The sequence below is a fragment of the Cellulomonas terrae genome, assembly GCF_007990265.1.
In the GTDB taxonomy this organism is placed as follows: domain Bacteria; phylum Actinomycetota; class Actinomycetes; order Actinomycetales; family Cellulomonadaceae; genus Cellulomonas; species Cellulomonas terrae.
Genome location: NZ_BJWH01000005.1, coordinates 26,929 through 51,434, shown reverse-complemented (window position 1 = coordinate 51,434; position 24,506 = coordinate 26,929). Strand labels below are relative to the sequence as shown.

Here is a 24,506-nt window from a genome sequence, read left to right as displayed (position 1 = left end):
CAGCCTCCTGCGGTCCCCGTCGAGCCACCGACGTGAGGGCGGCTCCGCGCCGAACATACACCACGGGAAACCGGTTCCCAACCCGTTCCACGGGTGCTACGGTACCGACCGAGGAACCGGTTTCTCGTCGGATCCTTATCGCGAACACAGTGAGGTGATCGACGACATGTCCGTAGTGACAGAGCTGCGCAAGACCGCCAGGGGCGCCAAGACCGCGCCCTCCCGGCGGGGCTTGCGCAACGGCGACGGGAAGAGCGCCGCGATATTCCTCGCGCCGTGGTTCCTGGGCCTGGGGCTCATCACGATCGGTCCGATGATCGCATCGGGCTACCTGTCCTTCACGGACTACAACCTGCTCCAGCCGCCCGAGTGGATCGGCCTCGAGAACTACACGCGGCTGTTCGAGGACCCTCGGCTCCTCAACTCGCTGAGGGTCACGTTCACGTACGTGTTCACGGCGGTCCCGCTGCAGCTGCTCGCGGCCCTGGCGCTGGCGCTCATCCTCGACCGCGGCCTGAAGGGCCTCCCCTTCTACCGTTCGGTCCTCTACCTGCCCTCGCTGCTCGGTGGCTCGGTCGCCGTCGCCATCCTGTGGCGTCAGGTGTTCGGCATCGACGGTCTGGTCAACGAGTTCCTGGCCCTGTTCGGCATCCAGGGCAAGGGCTGGGTGTCCGACCCGGAGACCGCGCTGTGGACCCTCGTGCTCCTGCACATCTGGACGTTCGGCGCCCCAATGATCATCTTCCTGGCCGGGCTGCGGCAGATCCCGGAGATGTACTACGAGGCCGCCGCGATCGACGGCGCCGGCGTCGTGCGCAAGTTCCGCTCGATCACGCTCCCGCTGCTCACGCCGATCATCTTCTTCAACCTGGTCCTCCAGGTGATCGGGGCGTTCCAGAGCTTCACGCAGGCGTTCGTCGTCTCCGGCGGCACCGGCGGCCCGGCCGACTCGACGATGTTCTACACGCTCTACCTGTACCAGAAGGGATTCACAGCCTTCGACATGGGGTACGCCTCCGCCATGGCCTGGCTGCTGGTGCTCATCGTCGCGGTGATGACCCTGATCAACTTCTTCGCCTCCAAGTTCTGGGTCTTCTACGATGACTGAGGTCCACGTGCGCACCGTGCCCACCGACGCCCCCACGCCCGCCCAGCGCATCGCCGCGCTGGCCGACGAGGCGCCGCCCGTCCGCTACCGGTCCCCGTGGCCGGACCGCCGGCGCGCCGCGCTCAAGCACGCGGGCCTCATCGCGCTCTGCGCGCTGATGCTCTACCCGCTGGTCTGGTTGCTGGTCAGCTCGTTCAAGCCGACCGACCTGATCTTCCGGGACGTGTCCCTGATCCCGTCCGAGGTCGACTGGACGAACTACTCCGAGGGCTGGAACGCGCTGCAGTACCCGTTCAGCAGGTACCTGATCAACTCGGCGGTCATCGTCCTCGGCTCGCTGCTGGGGAACCTGGTCAGCTGCTCGATGGCGGCCTACGCGTTCGCGCGGCTCGAGTTCCGGGGCCGCAAGCTGTGGTTCGCGATCATGCTCATGTCGATCATGCTGCCGATCCACGTGATCATCGTGCCGCAGTACATCCTGTTCGCCCGGCTGGACTGGATCAACACGTTCCTCCCGCTGATCGTCCCGAAGCTGCTGGCCACGGACGCGTTCTTCATCTTCCTCATGGTCCAGTTCTTCCGCGGGATCCCCCGGGAGCTGGACGAGGCAGCGCGCCTGGACGGGTGCGGGCACGGGCGCATCTACCTGCGGATCATGCTCCCGCTCTCGCTGCCGGCCCTGGCCACCACGGCGATCTTCACCTTCATCTGGACGTGGAACGACTTCTTCAGCCAGCTGATCTTCCTCGTCAGACCGGACATGTACACCGCTCCGGTTGCTCTGCGCACCTTCCTGGACTCCACCGGCGCCAGCTCGTGGGGGCCGATGTTCGCGATGTCGATCGTCTCGCTCATCCCCGTCTTCCTCGCCTTCCTGTTCGGCCAGAAGTACCTGGTCAAGGGGATCGCGACGACGGGCATCAAGTAGCAGTCCTGTTCCGCCGGCCTTTGACAGCACACCGTCGTCCTCGTCAACCAAGGAGAAACATGCGCCGCCCCCGATCGTCCCTCCGCGTAGGTGCCCTGCTGGCCGTCGCGGCCCTGGCCCTGACCGCCTGCGCCGGCTCCGAGGAACCGGCCGCCGAGGCCACCTCCTCGGGCCCGCCGGCGCCCGTCGAGATCCGCTTCTCCTGGTGGGGCTCCGACACCCGCCACGAGCTGACGCAGCAGGTGCTGGACAAGTTCACGGAGAAGTACCCCCACATCACCGTGGTCCCGGACTACACCGACTGGAACAGCTACTTCGACAAGCTGGGCACGTCGGTCGCCGGGGGTGACGCCCCCGACGTCATCACGCAGGAGGAGCGGTTCCTCAACGACTACGCCTCGCGCGGCGTCCTGGCCGACCTCAACGAGCTGGGCGTCGACACGTCGAAGATCGACGAGAACGTGCTGCAGTCCGGCACCATCGACGACGCCCTGTACGGCGTGGCCACCGGCGTCAACGCGTACGCGATCATCGCCGACCCCGCCGCGTTCGCGACGGCCGGCGTCGAGATGCCCGACGACACGACGTGGACGTGGGACGACTACGTCGAGATCGCCAACGAGATCTCCGCCAAGACCGGCAAGACGATCTACGGCGCCCAGGACTACGGCTTCAACGAGCCCGGGTTCTCCATCTTCGCCCGTCAGCGCGGCGAGTCCCTGTACACCGACGACCACAAGCTCGGGTACGACGAGAAGACCCTCGCCGAGTGGTGGCAGTACTCGCTCGACCTGCAGGCCGGTGGCGGCGCTCCTGACGCTGCCAAGACCGTCGAGGTCGACGCCGGCGGTCCGGAGCAGTCCCTCGTCGGCACGGGCACCGGTGCCATGGCGTGGTTCTGGACCAACCAGCTGACCGCCATCACCAACGCGTCGGGCAAGGAGCTCACGCTCCTCCGCGTCCCCGGCGAGTCGGAGGAGGAGCGCACCGGTATGTACTTCAAGCCGGCCATGTACTACTCCGTCTCGGCCAAGTCCGAGCACCCGGAGGAGTCCGCGCTGCTGGTCGACTTCCTGCTCAACGACCCCGCCGCCGGCGAGATCCTGCTCTCCGACCGTGGCCTCCCGGCCAACACCGAGGTCCGCGCCGCGGTGCAGGACAAGTTCTCGCCCACCGACAAGCAGGCCGCCGAGTTCCTGGCCGACCTCGAGGACGAGATCGTCGACGGCCCGGTCGTCCCGCCCGTCGGCGCCGGTCAGGTCGCGGAGATCACCCGCCGCATCAACCAGGAGGTCCTGTTCGGCCGCCTGAGCCCGGCCGACGCGGCCAAGCAGTACACGCTCGAGGTCGAGGCTGCCATCGGCGGCTGACCACCTCTGCACCGCGACGTCCGCACGACCGAGCCCCCCTCCGCTCGGACGTGCGGACGTCGCGCTGTCTGCACCCGCGTGTGCGCGAGGCGCAACGTCCGCCCTCGTGCGGGTTCCTATCCGTCGGAATGCGGACGTCACCGCTGGACGACGCGGGCGTCCGCACGGGCGAGGGTCAGGCGCTGTCGCGGATGCGGAGGGTCGGCTCGAAGATGGTCGACGTGACGCGCCGGCCGGGGTCGGCGATCGTGTCGAGGAGGATGCGGGCCATCTCGGCGGCCATCTCCTCGATCGGTTGCCGCACGGACGTCAGCGCAGGGCGGGACAGAGCGCCGACGGAGCTGTCGTCGAACCCGATGACGCGCACGTCCTCGGGCACCCGCCGGCCGGTGGCCTGGAGCGCCTCGATCGCGCCGAGCGCCATGAGGTCGTTCGAGGCGAACACCCCGTCGACGTCCCCGTAGTCGGCGAGCAGGGACGTCATCGCGACGACGCCGCTCTCGTACGTGAAGTTGCCCCCGACGGTCGGGACGAACGCCTGCCCGTGCCGGGCCATCGCGTCCTGGAACCCGGAGAGCCGGTCCTGCGCGGAGGGGACGTCGAGGGGACCGGAGATCGCTGCGACGTGCCGGCAGCCGCGTGCCACGAGGTGCTCGGCGGCGAGGCGTGCACCGTCGCGGTTGGCGACGTCGACGAAGCTCAGCGGGATCGGCCTGCCCGGGCGCGCGAAGACGACGGCGGGCAGCCCCGCCTCCACGAGCAGGCGCGGCATCGGGTCGTCGCCGCGGGTGGACACGACGAGCGCGCCGTCCGCGTTGCCGTTGCGCAGGGAGGAGAGCACGCGGGCGCGGTCCGAGTCCGTCTCGGCGAGCATGAGGATCGGGTCGACGTCGTGGGGCCGCAGCGCGCGCAGCATGCCGCCGACGACCCGACCGAAGAACGGGTCGGCGAAGTCGATCGTCGACGGCGATCCCTGCTCCTCGACGCCGGACACCACGACGATCACCGCACCCGTGCGACGGGTGACGAGGGACCGAGCCGCCAGGTTGGGGACGTAGCCGGTCGTGGCGATGGCCTCGCGGACGACGGCCTGGATGTCGGCGGCCACGCGACGCTGCCCGTTGACGACCCGTGACACCGTGGCTCTCGAGACGCCGGCCACGCGCGCGACGTCCTCCAGGGTGGGCGCCCCGGAGCCGGAGACGCCCGGCGCTGCGGGTCTCCGCGCTGCCGCGGACTCCCGGGCGAGCGGCGCGTCGTCCGAGGTCATGACCACAGCCACGCCGCCCGGCGGCGTCGCCTCCAGAGTGGCGGAGGGCGTCGTCCCCCCGAGTGCGGCCGTGCTCGCACTCCCCGCCCCGGGCTCGTCTGCCATGCCGACAGGATAGCAGGATCGGAGAGCGCTCTCGCAGATCCTGAGCGGTCTCGGGCGTCACGATGACCACTTCTCCCAGCGGCTCGACTGTACGAGCGGGTGAAATCGGGTATACGGTCCCCTCGGGAGCCAGAGAGGGCACCATCCCCACCCCTTCAGCACGATGTCGCCGGCTCGAACTCGGATCGGACGATAGAGCGCTCTCCCAGATCGACCGGCACCAGCTCAACGACGAACTGCACGCCCGGCGCACCGGATCGACGACGAGGTCGACTGCGGACCGACCTCCCGTCCCCTGCCACGGGCACGCCCCGGAGGAGACACCTGTGTTCACGACCACCGCCCACCCCCCTGCCAGGACCGCCCCACCGCCCGGCCGCAGCCGCCGCCTGCTCGGCGTCCTGGCCGCCGCCGCGCTCGTCGCGGCCGGCATCACCCTCCCCGCCACCGCCCAGGCGGCGCCCGTCCTGCTCTCGCAGGGCAAGACCGCCACCGCGTCGTCCACGGAGAACGCCGACTACACGCCGGCGTCGGCGGTCACCGACGGCAACGCCGGCACCCGATGGGCGAGCACACCGTCCGACGCGCAGTGGCTGACCATCGACCTCGGGGCGACCGCGCAGGTCGAGCAGGTCGTCCTGACCTGGGAGGCCGCCTACGGGTCGGGCTATCAGATCCGCACGTCGGACAACGGCACGGCGTGGACGAGCATCTACACGACCACCACCGGCAAGGGCGGCAAGGAGACCCTGAACGTGACCGGCAGCGGCCGGTACGTGCAGCTGCTGGGCACGAAGCGCGCCACCGGCTACGGCTACTCCCTGTGGGAGGTGCAGGTCTACGGCACGCCGGGCGGTACGCAGCCGACGACGGGCACCTGTGGCACGACCAACGTCGCGCAGGGCAAGACCGCGACCGCGTCGTCCTCCGAGCAGGGCGCCGGCACGGCGGCCGGCCTCGCGGTCGACGGCAACGCCGGTACGCGCTGGGCGAGCACGTTCGCCGACAACCAGTGGTGGCAGGTGGACCTCGGCGCGAGCCAGGCCGTCTGCGCCGTCACCCTGAGCTGGGAGGGCGCGTACGGCAAGGCCTTCCGCCTCCAGGGCTCCACCGACGGCACGACGTGGACGACGCTGTCGACGGTCACCAACGGCACGGGCGGCACGCAGTCGATCACGGTGAGCGGCACCGCGCGGTACGTGCGGCTCGACCTGCAGACCCGCGCGACCGGCTACGGCTTCTCGCTGTGGGAGGTCGCCGTGCGGACCACCGGCGGCGGCACCACGACGCCGACCCCGGACCCGACCGGCCCCGCCGACGGAAAGGTCCGCATCGCGGGGACCCAGGGGAGCTGGTCGCTGCTGGTGAACGGCCAGAACTGGGTGACCAAGGGCATGACGTGGGGTCCGGCCCCGGCCGAGTTCCCGCAGCACGCGGCCACCCTCCAGGCGATGGGCGTCAACACCATCCGCACGTGGGGCACGGACGCCGGCTCGAAGGTCCTGTTCGACGCGGCGGCGGCCGCGGGCATGCGGACGGTCGCGGGCTTCTGGCTGGCTCCCGGTGGCGGTCCCGGCTCGGGCGGCTGCCCGAACTACGTCACGGACGCGACGTACAAGGCGAACTCGATGAACGACATCGTCACGTGGGTCACGGCCTACAAGGACCACCCCGGCGTGCTCATGTGGAACGTCGGCAACGAGTCCCTGCTCGGCCTCGGGAACTGCTACTCGGGCGCCGAGCTCGAGGCGCAGCGCGCCGCCTACGCGACGTTCGTCAACGACGCCGCCAAGCGGATCCACCAGATCGACCCGAACCACCCGGTGACGTCGACCGACGCGTGGACCGGCGCGTGGCCGTACTACAAGGCGAACTCGCCGGACCTCGACCTGTACGGCCTGAACGCCTACAACGCGGTGTGCGACGCCAAGGCCACGTGGATCGCGGGCGGCTACACCAAGCCGTACCTCATCACCGAGGGCGGACCGGCCGGCGAGTGGGAGGTCCCCGACGACGCCAACGGCGTGCCCGACCAGGGCACCGACGCACAGAACGCGGCCGGCTACACGCGGGCGTGGGACTGCATCAAGGCGCACCCGGGCGTCGCGCTCGGCGCCACGCTGTTCCACTACGGCAACGAGGGCGACTTCGGCGGCATCTGGTTCAACGTGAAGCCGGGCAACAACAAGCGCCTCTCGTACTACGCGGTCGCCAAGGCGTACGGCGGCTCGGCCGGGGCGGCGGGGGTCAACACTCCCCCGACGTTCAGCTCGATGACCGTGCCCAACAGCGGCAGCGTGGTCGCCGGCTCGACGTTCACGGTGAACGCCGCGGCGAGCGACCCGAACGGCGACCCGATCACCTACAACGTGCTGCTGAACAGCAAGTACGTGAACGACTCCGGCGGCCTCGCGCCGGCGACGTTCACGCGCAGCGGCAGCACGTTCACGGTGACCGCCCCGCAGACGCTCGGCGTCTGGAAGGTCTACGTGTTCGCCGAGGACGGCAAGGGCAACGTGGGCGTCGAGACGAGGTCGTTCCGCGTGGTCCCGCCGGCGGTCGGCGGCACGAACATCGCCCAGGGCCGGCCGGCCACCGCGTCGTCGTTCGACCCCTACAACGGCAACTTCACGCCGGGGCAGGCCACGGACGGCAGCTACGCGACGCGCTGGGCCAGCAACTGGGCAGACGGCGAGTGGATCCAGGTCGACCTGGGCTCGGTCCGGTCGTTCTCGTCCATCCAGCTCGTGTGGGAGTCCGCATTCGGCAAGGGCTACCGCATCGAGACGTCGAACGACGGGAACACGTGGTCGACCCTGACCACCGTCACCGCGGGCGACGGGAACGTCGACACCCTGAACACCGCCGGCTCGGCCCGCTACGTGCGGGTGCACGGAACAGCCCGCGGAACCGCGTACGGCTACTCGCTGTACGAGGTCGGGATCTACTCCTGACCAGCTGACGTGCCCGGGGCGGGCGGCCACCCGCCCCGGGCACCACCCTCGGCCAACCCCTCACAGAGCCGATACGCCGAAGGCGTGCGTGCATCGTCGCACCTCCTTCGGACCTGTCCTGACCCGCGTGGTCCACCTCGAAGGAGACCTCATGCCCACCCGTCCCCGTGCACGCACGACCCGGCCCTGGCTCGCCGGTGCACTCTGCGCCGTGCTCGTCGCGACCGGCGTCGCGATCGCGTCGTCCGCGAGCGCCGCACCCGTCAACATCTCGCAGGGCAAGCTCGCCACGTCCTCGTCGGCGGAGGGCCCGGACTTCACGGCGTCCAAGGCCGTCGACGGCAACGGCACCACCCGCTGGGCGAGCCAGTTCTCGGACGCGCAGTGGATCCAGGTCGACCTGGGCGCCACCGCCACCGTCGACCGCGTCGAGCTGCGCTGGGAGGCGGCCTACGCCAAGGCGTTCCAGGTGCAGCTCTCCCCGAACGGCACCACCTGGACCACCGTCGCCACGGTCAGCAACGGCACGGGCGGCAACCAGACGGTCGCCGCGTCGGGCACGGGCCGCTACCTGCGGCTGAACCTCACCGCGCGCGGCACCGGCTACGGCTACTCCCTGTGGGACCTCGCCGTGCTCGGCACCGGTGGTGCGACCACTCCGGCGCACACCCCGAAGCCGCTGCCGCCGGCCCCGCCGGGCGCCGACACGTCGGTGACGCACCACGAGTTCCAGGCCAACTGCACCCCGACGCACACGCTCAACGACGACCCGATCGTGTACCCGGGCCAGGCGGGCGCGTCGCACAGCCACACGTTCCTGGGCAACCGCTCGACGAACGCGAACACGACGACGGCGTCGCTGCTGGCGGCGAACAGCACCAGCTGCACGGTCCCGCAGGACGAGTCCGCGTACTGGTTCCCGACGCTCATGCGCGGCGAGACCAAGGTCATCGCCAGCAACGAGCAGACCATCTACTACAAGGCCGGGATCATCGACTACAAGAAGGTCGTCCCGTTCCCGCAGGGTCTGCGGTTCCTCGTCGGCAGCATGACGGCCACGAAGGACGAGTTTCGGACGGCCCCCGGCGCGGTCGAGGGCTTCGAGTGCGGGAACAGCTCGTTCAACTGGGACATCCCGGCGAGCTGCCCGATCGGCTCGCAGCTCAACGTCCGCTACCAGGCGCCGAGCTGCTGGGACGGGATCAACCTCGACTCGGCCAACCACAAGAGCCACATGGCGTACCCGGTCAACGGCGAGTGCACGGCGACCCACCCGGTCGCGGTGCCGATGATCGAGTTCAAGCTGTCCTGGCCGGCCGACGGGAACATGTCGGACGTCCGGTTCTCCAGCGGTCGTGGCTTCTCGTTCCACTACGACTTCTTCAACGCGTGGGACCCGGCCGTGCTCCAGGCGCTGACCGAGCACTGCATCAACGGCGGTCTGCAGTGCAACCCGCGCGGCTACGACCTGTACAAGCCGTGGGCCGGAGCCGTCCTGGACGCGAACTACCAGCTCATCCCGTAGCACCCCAGCCGCACGGCCCGGCCGCACCCGCATCAGGTCCGGCCGGGCCGTGCTCCCACCGGTGCGCGGCGACGGAGCCGGCACCCGATCCGTGAGGAACCTTTCATGCACACCCATGTCCACTCCCGGGCGCGAGCCTGGGTCGCCGCGGTCCTGGCGGCCGGTGTCGTCGCCGTCGGCGCGATCACCGCCGCCTCGGCCGCGAACGCCGCCCCCGTCAACCTCTCCCAAGGAAAGACCGTCACGGCGTCGTCGACGGAGAACGCCGACTACACCCCCGCCCGCAACGCCGTCGACGGCAACGCCGGCACGCGCTGGGCCAGCCTCGCGGCCGACCCGCAGACGATCCAGGTCGACCTGGGCCAGACCGCCACGCTCGACCACGTGACTCTCGTGTGGGAGGCCGCGTACGCCAGGGCGTTCACCGTCCAGACGTCCACCACCGGCACGTCCTGGTCCACGGCCGCCACGGTCACCAACGGCACCGGCGGCACGCAGAACCTGAACGTCACCGGCAGCGCCCGGTACGTGCGGCTCAACCTGACGGCCCGCGGCACCGGCTACGGCTACTCGCTGTGGGAGTTCCAGGTGTTCGGCGAGGTCGGCGGGATCACGCCGACGCCCACGCCCACCCCGACGCCGGGCACCTGCGGCACCGCCAACGTCGCCCAGGGCAAGACGGCCACGGCGTCCACGACCGAGAACGGCGGCACGCCCGCGAGCGCGGCGGTCGACGGCAACCTCGGCACCCGCTGGTCCAGCACGTTCGCGGACGCGCAGTGGTGGCAGGTCGACCTCGGCTCGTCGCAGAGCGTCTGCAAGGTCACGCTGCGGTGGGAGGGCGCGTACGGCAAGGCGTTCCGCGTCCAGACGTCGACGAACGGCACCACGTGGGCGACGGCGGCTACGGTCACCAACGGCACCGGCGGGGTGCAGACGCTCGACGTCGCGGCGACTGCGCGCTACGTCCGGCTCGACCTGACGGCCCGCGGCACCGGTTACGGCTACTCGCTCTGGGAGGTCCAGATCAGCACCGGCACGACGACCACCCCGACGGACCCGATCCCGGGCGGTGGCGACCTCGGCCCGAACGTCCACGTGTTCACGCCGAGCACCGGCCAGGCCGCGATCCAGGCGAAGCTCGACGAGACGTTCACGGCCCAGGAGGAGGCGCAGTTCGGCACCCGTCGCGACCAGTTCCTCTTCGCCCCCGGCACCTACGACGTCCAGGCGCACATCGGCTTCAACACGTCGATCAACGGCCTCGGCCGCAACCCCGACGACGTCAACATCACCGGCGGCGTGTGGGCCGACGCCCAGTGGTTCGGCGGCAACGCGACGCAGAACTTCTGGCGCTCGATGGAGAACCTGAAGATCACGCCGTTCACCGGGGAGAACCGCTGGGCCGTCTCGCAGGCGGCACCGATGCGGCGCATCCACGTCGCGGGTGACCTCGCGGTGTTCCCGTCCTCGTACGGCTGGGCCTCGGGCGGCTTCACGGCCGACTCCAAGGTCGACGGCGCGATGAAGTCGGCGTCGCAGCAGCAGTGGTACACCCGCGAGTCGGCGCTGGGCCGCTGGGAGGGCTCGGTCTGGAACATGGTGTTCTCCGGCGTGACCGGCTCCCCGGCGCCGAGCTTCCCGAACCCGTCGCACACGGTGCTCGACACCACGCCGATCAGCCGGGAGAAGCCGTACCTGTACCTCGACGGCTCCAGCTACGCGGTGTTCGTGCCGTCGACGCGCACCAACGCCCGTGGCGTCTCGTGGCCGAACACCCCGGGCACGTCGATCCCGCTGACCCAGTTCTACGTCGCCAAGCCCGGTGACAGCGCGGACCGCATCAACGCCGCGCTGGCGCAGGGCCTGCACCTGCTGCTCACCCCGGGGATCTACACGCTCGACAAGACGATCGACGTCAACCGTCCGGACACCGTGGTGCTCGGCCTCGGCTACGCGACGATCGTCCCGACGGCCGGCCAGACGGCGATGAGGGTCGGCGACGTCAACGGCGTCCGCATCGCGGGCGTCCTGTTCGACGCGGGCGTCGTCAACTCCCCGGCGATGCTCGAGGTCGGGTCGGCCGGCAACCACACCGACCGCGCCGCCAACCCGGTCTCGCTGCACGACGTGTTCGTCCGCGTCGGCGGCCGGATCCCCGGCAAGGTGACGTCGGCCATCGTCGTGAACTCCGACGACACGATCATCGACCACATCTGGTCGTGGCGCGGCGACCACGGCGCCGGGGTGGGCTGGACCGAGAACCCGTCCGCGTACGGGCTGGTCGTCAACGGCAACGACGTGCTCGGGCTGGGCCTGTTCGTCGAGCACTACCAGAAGGAGAACACCCTCTGGAACGGCGACCGCGGGCGGACGATCTTCTACCAGAACGAGCTCCCGTACGACGTGCCGAACCAGGCCGCGTGGCAGAACGGCACCCGCCGCGGCTACGCGGGCTACCGGGTGGCCGACGCCGTGACCACCCACGAGCTGTGGGGCGGCGGCGTGTACAGCTTCTTCAACGTCGACCCGAGCATCGTCGTCGACAGCGGGTTCCAGGTGCCGGTCAAGCCGGGCGTGAGGTTCCACAACATCCTCACGGTGTCGCTCGGTGGCAACGGGGTGATCGCGCACGTCATCAACGACGCCGGTGGGGTGGCCCAGGGCACCGCCACCATCCCGGCGTACCTGGCCAGCTACGGCGGCTGACCTCGCGCAGGACGCACAGACGGCCCCGGTCGCACGACCGGGGCCGTCGGTGTATCTCACCCGCCCCTCCCGACTCCTTCGTGTCACCCTCGACAAGAGGGTGCCGCGCGCGGGCGTGCGGCTCGCAGGGACGAGAGGGATGGCGATGCCGGAGCAGGTCCTCACCGGACGGGCGGTCGCGTTCGACCCCGCCACCCACGGCTTCGCGTTCCCGAACGCGTTCGTCAACGAGGTGCTCACGCTGCCCAACGGCGCCAAGATCACGACGGCGGGCCGGTGCGGCGGCATGGCGTACGCGGCGCTCGACTACTTCCTCGCTGGTCAGCCGGTGCCTGCGTGGCGCTCCGACCTGTGGGCGCCCAGCCGTGTCCCGCCCGACAGCCACTGGCTCGCGCAGCTGTTCACGCAGCGCCTGCGGGACTCGTTCTTCACCGGCTCCGCAGCGAAGTTCGTCACCTGGTCCATGCACTCCGACGACGAGACGTGGGTGTTCAAGGGCGTCACGCGCTGGACCAAGGAGGAGGAGCTCCCCCGGCTCATCGCGTCCATCGACGCAGGACGGCCCGTGGTCCTCGGCCTGGTCGTCGCGCGCAACCTGGCCTCCATCGGCGACAACCACCAGGTCGTCGCGTACGGCTACGAGCAGGACCGCGCCACGGGCCGGACCACCGTGCTGATCTACGACAGCAACACGCCCCGCAAGCCGGTGACGCTCACGTCGGAGGCCGACCAGCACGACTGGACCGCGTCCAACGGCCACTCGTGGCGGGGGTTCTTCCTGCAGGACTACACGCCACGACGCCCCCGGGTGCTCACCAAGAAGGCGCCCGGCGTCAAGGACCCCGTGTCCACCGGTGACACCGTCAAGCTCTCGCACGTGTGGACCGGGCTGACGCTGCACTCCCACGACCTCCCGTACACCCACCCCGGCTCCGACGGCCTCCAGCAGGTCACGTGCTTCGCCGGGTCCGACGACAACGACCGCTGGCTGCTGGTCGGGACCGCCGGGACGCCCGACGGCACCGGGCTGCGCGACGGGTCGGTCGTGCGGCTGCAGCACGTGTCCACGGGCGGGTGGCTGCGCAGCAGCGCCGGGGTGCAGTCACCGCTGTCGCGGCAGCAGCAGGTCAGCGCCTCGGACACCGCCGACGCGTCGGCGGACTGGCGCGTGGAGGTCGTGGACGCCCGCCCGTGGACCGCAGGCGCCCGCGTCCGGCTCGTGCACGTCGCGACGGACGCCGCCCTGCACTCCCACCGCGCCTCCGACGCACGGCTGACCGCAGGGCAGCAGGAGGTCACCGCCTACCGCAAGCGCGACGTGAACGACTGGTGGACGGTCCTGGAGCTCAGCTGACCCAGGCCGAGACGGCCGATCGAACTCCCGCGAGCGCCTCCCTGCCAGGTCAGCCGACCCAGACGTCCTCGTCCTGCACCAGGGAGCCCGTCAACCGCGGAACCTCCGTCGGCCCGAACGAGACGTTGAACCCGCCGTCGACCACCACGTCGTCACCGGTCACCGTCGCGGTCATCGTCAGGACGAACGGCGCCTCGACGAACCGGGCGGTCAGCACGTAGGAGTCCGGCGACGTCCACGTGCCGCTGACCAGCACGTCTTCCGGGGTACCGCGCCGCAGGCTCGTCCGCGTGAGCACCGGCTCGGCGTGCCCGACGGAGACGATGACGGTCTCCTCCTCGTGGTCGACGGTCAGCCGGTCGTGCCCGTCGCCCGTCTCCAGCACGGCGTTGCGGATCCCGAGCGTGTTCGGCTCGAACGTGATCGTCCGCCCCCGCAGCCGGTGCCCCGTCCGTGACGTCGGCGACCCGTGCGGCGGGTCGAGGCGCATCCCGCCGAGCCGCTCCGTCAGCAGCCGCCGGCCGTCGTGGTCGTCCGGCAGCGGCCCGTCGGCCAGACCGGGCAGCAGGTGCTCCCAGACGAGCGCGAGCTGACCGTGCATCTCGCCGACCCCGGACGTCGTCACCACGACGACGTCCTGGTCAGGCAGCACCACGCAGTACTGTCCGAACGCGCCGTCCCCGCGGTAGCTGCCGTGGCGTCCGCGCCAGAACTGGTACCCGTACCCCTGCGCCCAGTCCACGTCGGGGCTCGGACCGTTCGGTACCTGGAGCCTCGTCGCCTCGGCGGCCCAGCCCTCGGGCAGCACCTGCCGCCCCTCCCAGACGCCGTCCTGGAGGTAGAGCTGGCCGAACACCGCGACGTCCTCCGTGGTCGCCGACAACCCGCTGCCGCCGACGTCCACCCCGGTCGGCGACTGCTGCCACGTCGCCCCCTCGATGCCCAGCGGCTCGAGCAGCCGTGGGCCCAGGTAGTCGATCAGGCGCTGCCCGGTCACCTTCTGCACCAGCGCCGCGAGCACGTGGGTGCCCGCCGTGTTGTAGACGAAGAAGGTGCCGGGCTCGTGCTCGACCGGCTCCGCGAGGAACGCCCTGACCCAGTCGCCGGTCTGGAACACCCGCTCTGTGGGGTCGTCCGCGTGACCGGTCGTCATGGTCAGCAGGTCCCGGACCCGCATCCGCCGCAGGTTCTCGCCCGGCTCGGCCGGCGCCTCGTCCGCGAGGTGGTCCAGGACGAGATCGTCCACACCGAGCAGCCCCTCGGCGACCGCGAACCCGACCGCCGTCGACGTGAAGCTCTTACTGAGCGAGAAGAGCTCGTGCAGCCGGTCCGGCGCGAACGGCTCCGCCCACCCCTCCGCGACCACCGTCCCGTGCCGCACCACCATCAGCGAGTGGAGCTCGGGCCAGCCGACGAGCGCGTCGACCAGCCGCACGAGTGCCTGCGGGTCCACCCCCTGCTCCTCGGGTGCGGATCGGGGCAGACGGCGTTGTCCAGGCATGCACCCACCCTGCCACCGTCCCGGTGTCCGGACGCGACGAACGCCCCGGTCCGCAGTGGACCGGGGCGTTCGTCGTGCGTGCGGTGCGAGGTCAGCCCACCTGGGGCAGGGTGCCCGTCCCGCTGTCGCTGATGGTCGGGCCGGCGGCCGGCAGGTCGGTGCCCGAGCCGGGGGTGCCGTACGAGGCACCGACGGCGACCGGCTCCGCGGGGTGCGCCCCACGCGGGACGCCGCGGAACAGGAACTCCCCGAGCAGACCCTCGCCCTCGGCGTCCACGATCACCTTCTGGCCGGCCTTGAGCTCGCCGAACAGGATCTTCTCGGACAGTGCGTCCTCGATGTCCCGCTGGATCGCGCGGCGCAGCGGCCGAGCACCCAGGACCGGGTCGTAGCCCTTCTCCGACAGCAGCTTCTTGGCCGCGGGCGTGATCTCGATGTCCATGTCCTTGTCCCGCAGACGCTTGGCCAGCTTCGCGACCATGAGGTCGACGATCTGGAAGATCTCCGGCTGGGACAGCTGCGGGAACACGACCACGTCGTCGACGCGGTTGAGGAACTCAGGCCGGAAGTGCTGCTTGAGCTCGTCGTTGACCTTCGACTTCATGCGCTCGTACGACGTCGACAGGTCCCCGCCGGCCTGGAAGCCGGTCATGAGGCCCTTGGCGATGTCCCGGGTGCCGAGGTTCGTGGTCATGATGATGACGGTGTTCTTGAAGTCGACCACCCGGCCCTGCGAGTCGGTCAGGCGACCGTCCTCGAGGATCTGCAGCAGCGAGTTGAAGATGTCCGCGTGCGCCTTCTCGACCTCGTCGAAGAGGACCACCGAGAACGGCTTGCGACGGACCTTCTCCGTGAGCTGGCCACCCTCGTCGTACCCGACGTAGCCGGGAGGCGAGCCGAACAGCCGCGAGACCGTGTGCTTCTCCGAGAACTCGGACATGTCGAGCTGGATCAGCGCGTCCTCGTCACCGAACAGGAACTCCGCGAGCGCCTTGGCCAGCTCGGTCTTCCCGACGCCCGTGGGGCCGGCGAAGATGAACGACCCACCGGGACGCTTCGGGTCCTTGAGGCCCGCACGCGTACGACGGATGGCCTGCGAGAGCGCCTTGATGGCGGCGTCCTGGCCGACGACCCGCTTGTGCAGGTTCTCCTCCATGTGGAGCAGGCGGCTGGACTCCTCCTCGGTGAGCTTGAACACCGGGATGCCGGTGGCGATCGCCAGCACCTCGGCGATGAGCTCCTCGTCGACCTCCGCGACCGCGTCGAGGTCGCCGGACTTCCAGGCCTTCTCCTTCTCCACGCGCTTGAGACCGAGCTGCTTCTCGGCGTCGCGGAGACGGGCCGCCTTCTCGAAGTCCTGCTCGTCGATCGCCGACTCCTTGTCGCGGCGCGTCTCGGCGATCTGCTCGTCGAGCTCGCGCAGCTCCGGCGGAGCCGTCATGCGGCGGATGCGCAGGCGGGCGCCGGCCTCGTCGACCAGGTCGATCGCCTTGTCCGGCAGGTAGCGGTCGTTGACGTACCGGTCCGCCAGCGTGGCGGCGGCGACCAGCGCGGCGTCCGTGATGGACACGCGGTGGTGCGCCTCGTACCGGTCGCGCAGACCCTTGAGGATCTCGATCGCGTGCTGCAGGTTGGGCTCGGCCACCTGGATCGGCTGGAAGCGACGCTCCAGGGCCGGGTCCTTCTCGACGTACTTGCGGTACTCGTCGAGCGTGGTGGCACCGATGGTCTGCAGCTCGCCGCGCGCCAGCATCGGCTTGAGGATGCTCGCGGCGTCGATGGCACCCTCGGCGGCACCGGCCCCGACGAGCGTGTGGATCTCGTCGATGAACAGGATGATGTCGCCGCGCGTGCGGATCTCCTTGAGCACCTTCTTCAGGCGCTCCTCGAAGTCACCGCGGTAGCGCGAACCCGCCACGAGCGCGCCCAGGTCCAGCGTGTAGAGCTGCTTGTCCTTGAGCGTCTCGGGCACGTCGCCGCGCACGATGTCCTGCGCGAGGCCCTCGACGACGGCCGTCTTGCCGACGCCGGGCTCCCCGATGAGGACCGGGTTGTTCTTGGTGCGGCGGGACAGCACCTGCATGACCCGCTCGATCTCCTTCTCGCGCCCGATGACCGGGTCGAGCTTGCCGTCGCGCGCAGCCTGCGTGAGGTTGCGGCCGAACTGGTCGAGGACGGCCGAGCCCGAGGGCTGCCCCTCCTGCGGACCGCCGGCGGCGACGGGCTCCTTGCCCTGGTAGCCGGAGACGAGCTGGATGACCTGCTGGCGCACGCGGTTCAGGTCCGCGCCCAGCTTGTTGAGGACCTGGGCGGCGACGCCCTCGCCCTCACGGATGAGGCCGAGCAGGATGTGCTCGGTCCCGATGTAGTTGTGCCCCAGCTGGAGCGCCTCGCGCAGCGACAGCTCGAGGACCTTCTTGGCGCGCGGGGTGAAGGGGATGTGACCCGACGGAGCCTGCTGGCCCTCGCCGATGATCTCCTGCACCTGGGCGCGCACGGCCTCGAGCGAGATGCCGAGCGACTCCAGAGCCTTGGCTGCGACACCCTCACCCTCGTGGATGAGGCCCAGGAGGATGTGCTCCGTCCCGATGTAGTTGTGGTTGAGCATCCGTGCCTCTTCTTGGGCAAGGACGACCACGCGACGGGCTCGGTCCGTGAATCTCTCGAACATGTGCACTCCTCACGAGCTGCGTGCCGGCTCCCCTGGCTGGCGCACCGGGGGTCGACGGGGCGGCGTTGTTCGATGCTAACTGCGGGGTGGTGCCTCGACTGCCCGTGTTCGCCGCAGGCGTGACGACGTCCCCCCGCCGCCCACGCGCCCGCGGTCAGGGGAGCGTGGCGATCGCGTCGATCGAGACGAGCAGCCCGCGCGGGAGGATGACGTTGGCGGGTGCCGACCGCGCCGGCTGCGGCGTCGGCATGTGGCGGGCGTACACCGCGTTCAGCGCGGCGAAGTCGGCGACGTCGGAGTAGAAGATCGTCGTCTTGACCAGGTGGTCCATCGACGAGCCCGCAGCCTCGAGGGTCGCGGCGATGCTGCGCAGTGCGAGCTCGGTCTGCGCCTCGATCCCCTCGGGGACCTCTCCGGTCGCCGGGTCGATGCCGGCGGTGCCGGAGCAGAACACGAAGCCGCCGGCGACGATCGCCTGGCTGTACGGCCCCAGCGCGGCGGGGGCGTCGTCGGTGTGCACGCTGTGTCTGGTCATCCGGACTCCCGTGTCCTGGGCGCGCCCGCCTCGAGTCTCCCGACGCGCCTCGTCCCGTCCAGCCTAGGGTCGACCGGTCCCCTGTCCGCGGCCGGTGGTGCCCGACCGCGTCGAGCGGTTGCCTCGGGTCATTTCTCCCGACCGCCTCCAGGTCTAGTTTCGATGGGCACCGAAGGAGCATCCCGGGCGCGCAGGGGCGACGTCGCCGCTGCCCCCGCAACCCCGACACGCACGAGTTCCGGGAAGTTGTCGAGGGGAGGGGTCCTATGGGTCCCCGACGAGTTCTTGTCCTGTTGTCCGCAGTCCTGCTGCTGGTGCTCGCGCCGTCCACCGCGAGCGCGCACCGTCCGTCGCCCGGCGGGGAGCCTCGGCTCCTGGTCAGCGGCCTGTCCGGTGGCTGGGGAAGCACGGTCGGCCCGGACGGCGCCCTGTACGTCACCGAACCGGTCGCCGGGGCGGTCTCCCGGATCGACCCCCGCACAGGCGCGGTGACACCGTTCGTCAGCGGTCTGCCGACGAACAACGGGGCTGGCGTCACCGACGTGGCGTTCGTCGGCCGCACGGCGTACGTGCTGGTCACGTTCGTGACCCCCGAGGTCGGCGGCACGGGCGTCAACGGCATCTACCGGGTGGACGGGCCGACCACCGTCACGCTCCTCGCGGACCTCGGCACGTTCGCCCAGGACAACCCGCCGGCCACGAGCTTCTTCGTCGAGACGGGGGTGCAGTACGCGTTCGTGCCGTACAAGGGCGGTTTCCTGGTCACCGACGGCCACCACAACCGCGTGTACCGGGTGGGTCTCGACGGCTCGATCTCGGTGCGCATCGCCTTCGGGAACATCGTCCCGACCGGGATCGCCGTCGACGGGCGCAAGGTCTACATGACGGAGTCGGGGCCGGTCCCCCACCTGCCGGAGAACGGCAAGATCGTCTCGTTCGGGCCGTGGTCGGACTCCGCGACCGAGGTCGCCTCGGGCGCTCCGCTGATGATCGACGTCCAGGCCGGGCGGGACCACCGGCTGTACGCGCTCGCGCAGGGCGTCTGGACGGGTGGGGACGAGGGCTCGCCCGCGTCGCCGTACACCGGCCAGCTGCTGAAGGTCGGCCGGCACGGATCGCTCGAGCTCCTGGCCGACGGGCTCAACCAGCCGGTCTCGTTCCAGGTCATCCGCGGCACGGCCTACGTCGTCACGCTCGGTGGCGAGGTCTGGACGGTGGACCTCGACAAGCGGCACGGCCACCGCTGACCGTCCCGTCGAGGGGTCGGGCGACGCCGCCCGGCCCCTCGACGCACGCTCAGGACGTCCGGTCGGGGTGCACGATCACCCACGTCGCGACGGTGACGCCGTCGGTCTGGTTGCTGAGCCGGTGCGGGGTCCCGCACGCGTAGGAGACGGTGTCGCCGGCGCGGAGGACGACGCGCTCGTCGGGGAAGTCGATGGTCAGCTCGCCCTGCGACACGGTGCCGATCTCGTAGCCGACGTGCGTGAGGAGCTCGTTCTGCTCGGCGCCGGTGGAGCCGGGCGGGTACGTGGACTCGAAGAAGTCGACGTCGCGTGACGGTCCGGGCGACAGGCGCCGGAAGACGACCCCGCCCGCGAGGCGGACGACGTCGGCCTCGACGGCTCGGCGCACGACGTAGCCGTCGGCGACCGGCTGGGGCGCGACGACCGACGGCCCGCCGAAGACGTCGACGAGGCTCGCGTCGAGCGCGGTGACGAGCGCGAAGAGCCGGTTCACCGACGGGCGCAGCACGCCGCGCTCGATCTGGGAGACCGCGCTGGTGGAGATGCCGACGCGCCGGCCGACCTCGCGCAGGGTCAGTCCGCGCTCCTCGCGCAGCTGGCGCAGGCGGGCGCCGAGCTGCTCGGCGTCGAACGCGTCGAGAAGCCGTCCGGCATCGTCCACCGCGGTCACGACAGTCTCCTCACGACTCAGGACTGAAGCCCAAAGTTCACAAACCGGAAACCGACAGCAGGTTGTGAAGTCATAGATTCACAGGCGTTCAGCGATCGCTTCACCGTACGGGATGACGGACACAGACGGACAGAGCTCGTCGGGACGCCGGCGACCGGTTCGCACGAACCCCCACCACGACTCTCCCCGCGTGAGGACCACCCATGAACCCCGAGACCACAGAGCTGCCGAACGACGTCGTCGAGGCCGCCGGCCTGCCCCCGGGCGCCGGCACCGTCGAGCCCGGTTACGACCCCCGGCTCACCAACGAGGACCTGGCACCGCTGAAGAAGCAGACCTGGTCGTCGTACAACATCTTCGCGTTCTGGATGTCCGACGTGCACAGCGTCGGCGGCTACGTCACGGCCGGCTCCCTGTTCGCGCTCGGCATCGCCAGCTGGCAGGTGCTTGTCGCGCTCATCGTCGGCATCGTCATCGTGCAGGTCTTCTGCAACCTCGTCGCCAAGCCGAGCCAGAAGACCGGTGTCCCGTACCCGGTCATCAACCGCGCGGTGTTCGGCGTGCTCGGCGCCAACATCCCGGCCATCATCCGCGGCCTCATCGCGGTCGCCTGGTACGGGGTGCAGACGTTCCTCGCGGCCGAGGCGCTCAACATCATCTTCCTCAAGTTCATCCCGGGCTCCGAGGCCCTGCTCGAGACGGGCTTCCTCGGGCTGTCGACGCTCGGCTGGATCTCCTACGCGATCCTCTGGGTCGCGCAGGCGGCGCTGTTCTGGACGGGCATGGAGACCATCCGCAAGTTCATCGACTGGGCCGGTCCCGCGGTCTACGTCGTGATGATCATGCTCGCGATCTACCTGGTGTCCGAGGCGGGCTGGAGCAACATCTCCCTCAACCTCTCCTCCGGTCCGCCGATGGGCTTCTGGGCGTCGATCCCCGTGATGCTCGGTGCGATCGCGCTGGTCGTGTCCTACTTCTCGGGGCCGATGCTGAACTTCGGCGACTTCGCGCGGTACGGCAAGAGCTTCAGCGCGGTGAAGAAGGGCAACTTCCTGGGGCTGCCGGTCAACTTCCTGTTCTTCTCGCTGCTGACCGTCATCTGCGCGTCGGCGACGGTCCCCGTGTTCGGCGAGCTCATCACCGACCCGATCCACACGGTGCAGCAGATCGACACCCCGTTCGCGATCCTGCTGGGCGGCCTGACGTTCGTCACCGCGACCGTCGGCATCAACATCGTCGCCAACTTCATCTCGCCCGCGTTCGACTTCTCGAACGTCTCCCCGCAGCGGATCAGCTGGCGCATGGGCGGCATGATCGCGGCCGTCGGCTCGGTGCTGCTGACGCCGTGGAACTGGTACTCGAACGCCACCGCCATCCACTACACGCTGGGGGTCCTGGGGGCGCTGATCGGTCCGCTGTTCGGCATCCTCATCGCCGGCTACTACGTGGTCGGCAAGCAGCGCGTGCACGTCGACGACATGTTCACGATGTCCACGAAGGGCCGGTACTGGTACTCCGGCGGCTACAACCGCAACGCCGTCGCGACCGTGCTCGTCGCGGGCCTCGTCTCGGTGGCTGCGGCGGTGCTGCCCAAGGCGTTCGCAGACATGGGCGCGTTCGACGTGACCTGGATCGCGAGCTACAGCTGGTTCATCGGCTGCGGGCTCGGCTACGGGATCTTCGTCTTCCTGGAGCGGCGCAACCCGCAGATCCCGGTGCTGGACGCGTCCGACGAGCACGTCTCGGACGGCACCGCGGTCGAGCGCACCGGCGTCGGCGCAGAGGTCTAGCGTGCACCTCCGCGTCATCAACCCCAACACCACCCGGGCGATGACCGACCTCATCGGTCGGTCCGCCCGGGTGGTGGCGGCACCGGGCACCCTCGTCGACGCCGTCCAGCCGACCATGGGACCCGCGTCGATCGAGAGCCACTACGAGGAGGCGCTGGCCGTCCCCGGCCTCCTCGAGCAGATCGCGCTCGGCGAGGCCGAGGGGGTCGACGCCTACGTGGTCGCGTGCTTCGGCGACCCGGGTGTCGACGCCGCACGCGAGCTGGCGCGCGGTCCGGTGATCGGGATCGCCCAGGCCGCGATGCACGCCGCGTCCCTCGTCGGCCGGCGGTTCGCCGTGGTCACCACGCTGGGCCGCACCACCGGCCGGGCGCGCGAGCTGGTCGACCGGTACGGGTTCCGGGACGCGTGCGTCGCCGTGCGCGCGTGCGAGGTCCCCGTCCTCGCCATCGACGGGGCCCGCGCCCGGCTCGTCGACGAGTGCCGACGCGCGGTCCAGCAGGACGGGGCCGACGCGGTCGTCCTGGGCTGCGCGGGCATGGCCGAGCTGTGCGCGGTGGTCGGCGACGAGGTCGGCGTCCCCGTGGTCGACGGCGTCGCCGCGGGCACGGTGCTCGCCCAGTCCCTGGTCGCCCTGGGGCTCCGGCCCGCCGCGACCGGGGAGTACGCACCGCCGCCCGCCAAGCAGATGACCGGTCTCCTCGCGGGTTTCGAGATCCGCGCGGACGCGCCCGTGGCCGTAGCCTGACGCAGATGACGCCTCCTGACCTCGTCGTGCGCGCCCGCCGCGCCTGGGTGGGCGACGCCTGGCGGCCCGCTCAGGTGGCGGTGACCGCCGGACGCATCACGTCGATCGGCTCCCCCGACGACACCCCGGCCGTCGAGCTCGCCGACGACGAGGTGCTGCTGCCCGGTCTCGTCGACAGCCACGTGCACGTCAACGAGCCGGGTCGCACCGCGTGGGAGGGGTTCGCGTCGGCCACCCGCGCCGCGGCCGCCGGTGGGGTCACGACGATCGTCGACATGCCGCTCAACTCCCTCCCGCCCACCACGACCGTCGAGGCGCTCGCCGCCAAGCGGGCCGCGGCCGCCGGCAAGCTGAGCGTCGACGTGGCGTTCTGGGGCGGGGCGGTGCCGGACAACCTGGGATCCCTGGGGCCGCTGCACGCGGCGGGCGTCCGCGGGTTCAAGGCGTTCCTCACCCCGTCGGGCGTCGACGAGTTCGGGCACCTCGACGCCGAGCAGCTCCAGGCGGCGCTCGCGGAGGTGGCCACGCTCGGCAGCGTGCTGATCGTGCACGCGGAGGACCCCGCCGACCTGCACGCGGACGGTGCCCTCGGGCCGCGGTACGCCGACTTCCTGGCCAGCCGGCCGCCGGTCAGCGAGCGCCACGCGATCGCCCGCGTGATCGAGGCGATGCGTCGCACCGGCGCCCGCGCGCACGTCCTGCACCTGTCCGACGCCGGTTCCCTCGACCTGATCCGGTCCGCGAAGGCGGACGGCCTGCCGCTGACGGTCGAGACGTGCCCGCACTACCTCGCGCTGCGGGCCGAGGACGTGCCGTCGGCGGCGACGCAGTTCAAGTGCTGCCCGCCCATCCGCGGTGCCGGCAACCAGGACCTGCTGTGGGCGGGCGTGCTCGACGGGACGATCGACGCGATCGTCTCCGACCACTCCCCGTCGACCCCCGACCTGAAGAACGCCGACTTCGGCCTGTCCTGGGGCGGCATCGCGGGACTGCAGCTGGGTCTGTCCGTGGTGTGGACGGAGGCGCGGCGCCGTGGGGTCGCGCTGGACGACCTGCTCCCCCTGTTCACCACGGGCCCCGCCCGTGTCGCGGGGCTCGACGCGCTCGGCGTGCTCCAGGAAGGCGCTCCCGCGCACCTCGTCGCGTTCGCACCCGACGAGGAGCGCGTGGTCGACGTGCGCGCGCTGGAGCACCGCAACCCCGTGTCGCCCTACGACGGCGCCACGCTGACGGGAGGGGTGCGGACCGTCTGGCTGCACGGGACGCCCGTCGTGCACGAGGGGGCCGTGACGGCACCCGGACGGGGCCGCGCCCGTGCGTGAGCGGTCAGGCCTCGCGGTGCGCGTGCCCGACGACCGCCGCCACCAGCGCGAGCACGCCCGCGACGAGCATCCCGACGCCCACGCCGCGCTCGCCGCCGACGTGCAGCAGCAACGCCCCCACCGCGGCGCCGACGAGGATCAGCGCGACCGCGAGCGAGCGTCGCGCCCAGCCGTCGCCCGCCCCTCCGGCGAGCCGGGAGTCGGCGGCCAGGCCTGTGAGGGTCGACGTCACGACGACCGTGGTCACGTCCTTGACCGCGAGCCGACGCGCGCTCGCCGCCTGCAGCCCCATCGCGACGGCCAGCAGCGTGGTGACGACGAGCGCCCAGACCGTGCCCTCGACGGGGGGCGCGACGAGCGCCCCGACACCGAGCCCGACCGCGAGCACGCCGGTGGCCGCGAACGTGCCGCTCGTGCGGTCGGACCAGCCGGCCGGGGCGGTGCGCAGCACGCGTCCGCCGAGTGCGGCGCCGGCCAGGAAGCCGACCAGCGCGAGCGCCGGGCCGAGCACCGGCAGGTCGTCGGCACCCGCGAGCGCCATGCCGAGGATGACCACGTTCCCGGTCATGTTCGCGGTGAACACCCGGTCGAGGCCGAGGAAGCCGACGGCGTCGACGATGCCGGTCGTGAACGTCAGTGCCAGCATGAGCACCAGGTGTCGGCGTGCGTCGTCCCAGGTTCTCATCACGGCGTCATCGT

Annotated in this window: 17 protein-coding genes; 11 read left to right on the top strand and 6 right to left on the bottom strand. The window is 70.8% G+C overall.

What is annotated here, in order from left to right; translation table 11 throughout:
• Positions 1–166 precede the first annotated feature (166 nt).
• From CTE05_RS06875 to CTE05_RS06865, 3 genes are read left to right on the top strand one after another with little or no spacing between them, the layout of a single operon-like run.
• On the top strand, positions 167–1,108 hold the full coding sequence (locus tag CTE05_RS06875) for a carbohydrate ABC transporter permease (RefSeq protein WP_146845378.1): 942 nt from the start codon (positions 167–169) through the stop codon (positions 1,106–1,108).
• On the top strand, positions 1,101–2,036 hold the full coding sequence (locus CTE05_RS06870; RefSeq protein WP_146845377.1) for a carbohydrate ABC transporter permease: 936 nt from the start codon (positions 1,101–1,103) through the stop codon (positions 2,034–2,036). The genes CTE05_RS06875 and CTE05_RS06870 overlap by 8 nt, the downstream gene beginning before the upstream one ends.
• A gap of 59 nt (positions 2,037–2,095) precedes the next feature.
• Positions 2,096–3,406: an ABC transporter substrate-binding protein gene (locus CTE05_RS06865; RefSeq protein WP_146845376.1), complete on the top strand. Its 1,311-nt coding sequence runs from the start codon at positions 2,096–2,098 to the stop codon at positions 3,404–3,406.
• 175 nt (positions 3,407–3,581) lie between these two features.
• Here CTE05_RS06865 and CTE05_RS06860 read toward each other — a convergent pair whose 3' ends face one another.
• Positions 3,582–4,781, bottom strand: a complete 1,200-nt coding sequence (locus tag CTE05_RS06860; protein WP_246123385.1) for a LacI family DNA-binding transcriptional regulator — start codon at positions 4,779–4,781, stop codon at positions 3,582–3,584.
• A 326-nt stretch (positions 4,782–5,107) separates the two neighbouring features.
• Between CTE05_RS06860 and CTE05_RS06855 the strand changes: the two genes are divergently transcribed.
• The 4 genes from CTE05_RS06855 to CTE05_RS06840 all read left to right on the top strand — a co-directional run bounded on the left by CTE05_RS06855 (position 5,108) and on the right by CTE05_RS06840 (position 13,323).
• Positions 5,108–7,735 (top strand): discoidin domain-containing protein, encoded by a 2,628-nt coding sequence (locus tag CTE05_RS06855; RefSeq protein WP_246123383.1) that lies wholly within the window; start codon positions 5,108–5,110, stop codon positions 7,733–7,735.
• A gap of 151 nt (positions 7,736–7,886) precedes the next feature.
• Positions 7,887–9,260, top strand: coding sequence for a DUF1996 domain-containing protein (locus CTE05_RS06850; RefSeq protein ID WP_146845374.1), 1,374 nt, complete (start codon positions 7,887–7,889; stop codon positions 9,258–9,260).
• 105 nt (positions 9,261–9,365) lie between these two features.
• The gene (locus tag CTE05_RS06845; protein WP_146845373.1) at positions 9,366–11,969 is read left to right on the top strand and encodes a discoidin domain-containing protein; all 2,604 of its coding nucleotides are present in this window, start codon (positions 9,366–9,368) and stop codon (positions 11,967–11,969) included.
• 139 nt (positions 11,970–12,108) lie between these two features.
• Positions 12,109–13,323 (top strand): MIR domain-containing protein, encoded by a 1,215-nt coding sequence (locus CTE05_RS06840; protein ID WP_146845372.1) that lies wholly within the window; start codon positions 12,109–12,111, stop codon positions 13,321–13,323.
• 49 nt (positions 13,324–13,372) lie between these two features.
• Here the strand turns inward: CTE05_RS06840 and CTE05_RS06835 are convergent, their stop codons facing one another.
• The 3 genes from CTE05_RS06835 to CTE05_RS06825 form a co-directional block, all read right to left on the bottom strand.
• The gene (locus tag CTE05_RS06835; protein WP_246123381.1) at positions 13,373–14,776 is read right to left on the bottom strand and encodes a serine hydrolase domain-containing protein; all 1,404 of its coding nucleotides are present in this window, start codon (positions 14,774–14,776) and stop codon (positions 13,373–13,375) included.
• 139 nt (positions 14,777–14,915) lie between these two features.
• Positions 14,916–17,495, bottom strand: a complete 2,580-nt coding sequence (locus tag CTE05_RS06830) for an ATP-dependent Clp protease ATP-binding subunit (protein ID WP_146845370.1) — start codon at positions 17,493–17,495, stop codon at positions 14,916–14,918.
• A 154-nt stretch (positions 17,496–17,649) separates the two neighbouring features.
• Positions 17,650–18,030 carry a Rid family detoxifying hydrolase gene (locus CTE05_RS06825; RefSeq protein ID WP_146845369.1) on the bottom strand — a complete coding sequence of 127 codons (381 nt, stop codon included), beginning with the start codon at positions 18,028–18,030 and terminating at the stop codon, positions 17,650–17,652.
• A gap of 293 nt (positions 18,031–18,323) precedes the next feature.
• On the opposite strand from CTE05_RS06825, the gene CTE05_RS06820 reads away from it, so the two are divergent.
• Entirely contained in the window at positions 18,324–19,277 is a 954-nt protein-coding gene (locus tag CTE05_RS06820; protein WP_186814765.1) for a ScyD/ScyE family protein, read from the top strand.
• A gap of 49 nt (positions 19,278–19,326) precedes the next feature.
• Here CTE05_RS06820 and CTE05_RS06815 read toward each other — a convergent pair whose 3' ends face one another.
• Positions 19,327–19,947, bottom strand: a complete 621-nt coding sequence (locus CTE05_RS06815; RefSeq protein ID WP_222595426.1) for a helix-turn-helix domain-containing protein — start codon at positions 19,945–19,947, stop codon at positions 19,327–19,329.
• A gap of 203 nt (positions 19,948–20,150) precedes the next feature.
• On the opposite strand from CTE05_RS06815, the gene CTE05_RS06810 reads away from it, so the two are divergent.
• From CTE05_RS06810 to allB, 3 genes are read left to right on the top strand one after another with little or no spacing between them, the layout of a single operon-like run.
• Positions 20,151–21,737: an NCS1 family nucleobase:cation symporter-1 gene (locus CTE05_RS06810; RefSeq protein ID WP_146845367.1), complete on the top strand. Its 1,587-nt coding sequence runs from the start codon at positions 20,151–20,153 to the stop codon at positions 21,735–21,737.
• A 1-nt stretch (position 21,738) separates the two neighbouring features.
• On the top strand, positions 21,739–22,485 hold the full coding sequence (locus CTE05_RS06805) for an aspartate/glutamate racemase family protein (RefSeq protein WP_146845366.1): 747 nt from the start codon (positions 21,739–21,741) through the stop codon (positions 22,483–22,485).
• A gap of 5 nt (positions 22,486–22,490) precedes the next feature.
• Positions 22,491–23,807 carry an allantoinase AllB gene (allB, locus tag CTE05_RS06800; RefSeq protein WP_146845365.1) on the top strand — a complete coding sequence of 439 codons (1,317 nt, stop codon included), beginning with the start codon at positions 22,491–22,493 and terminating at the stop codon, positions 23,805–23,807.
• Between the two features lie 4 nt (positions 23,808–23,811).
• Here allB and CTE05_RS06795 read toward each other — a convergent pair whose 3' ends face one another.
• On the bottom strand, positions 23,812–24,492 hold the full coding sequence (locus CTE05_RS06795) for a YoaK family protein (RefSeq protein WP_146845364.1): 681 nt from the start codon (positions 24,490–24,492) through the stop codon (positions 23,812–23,814).
• Positions 24,493–24,506 lie beyond the last annotated feature (14 nt).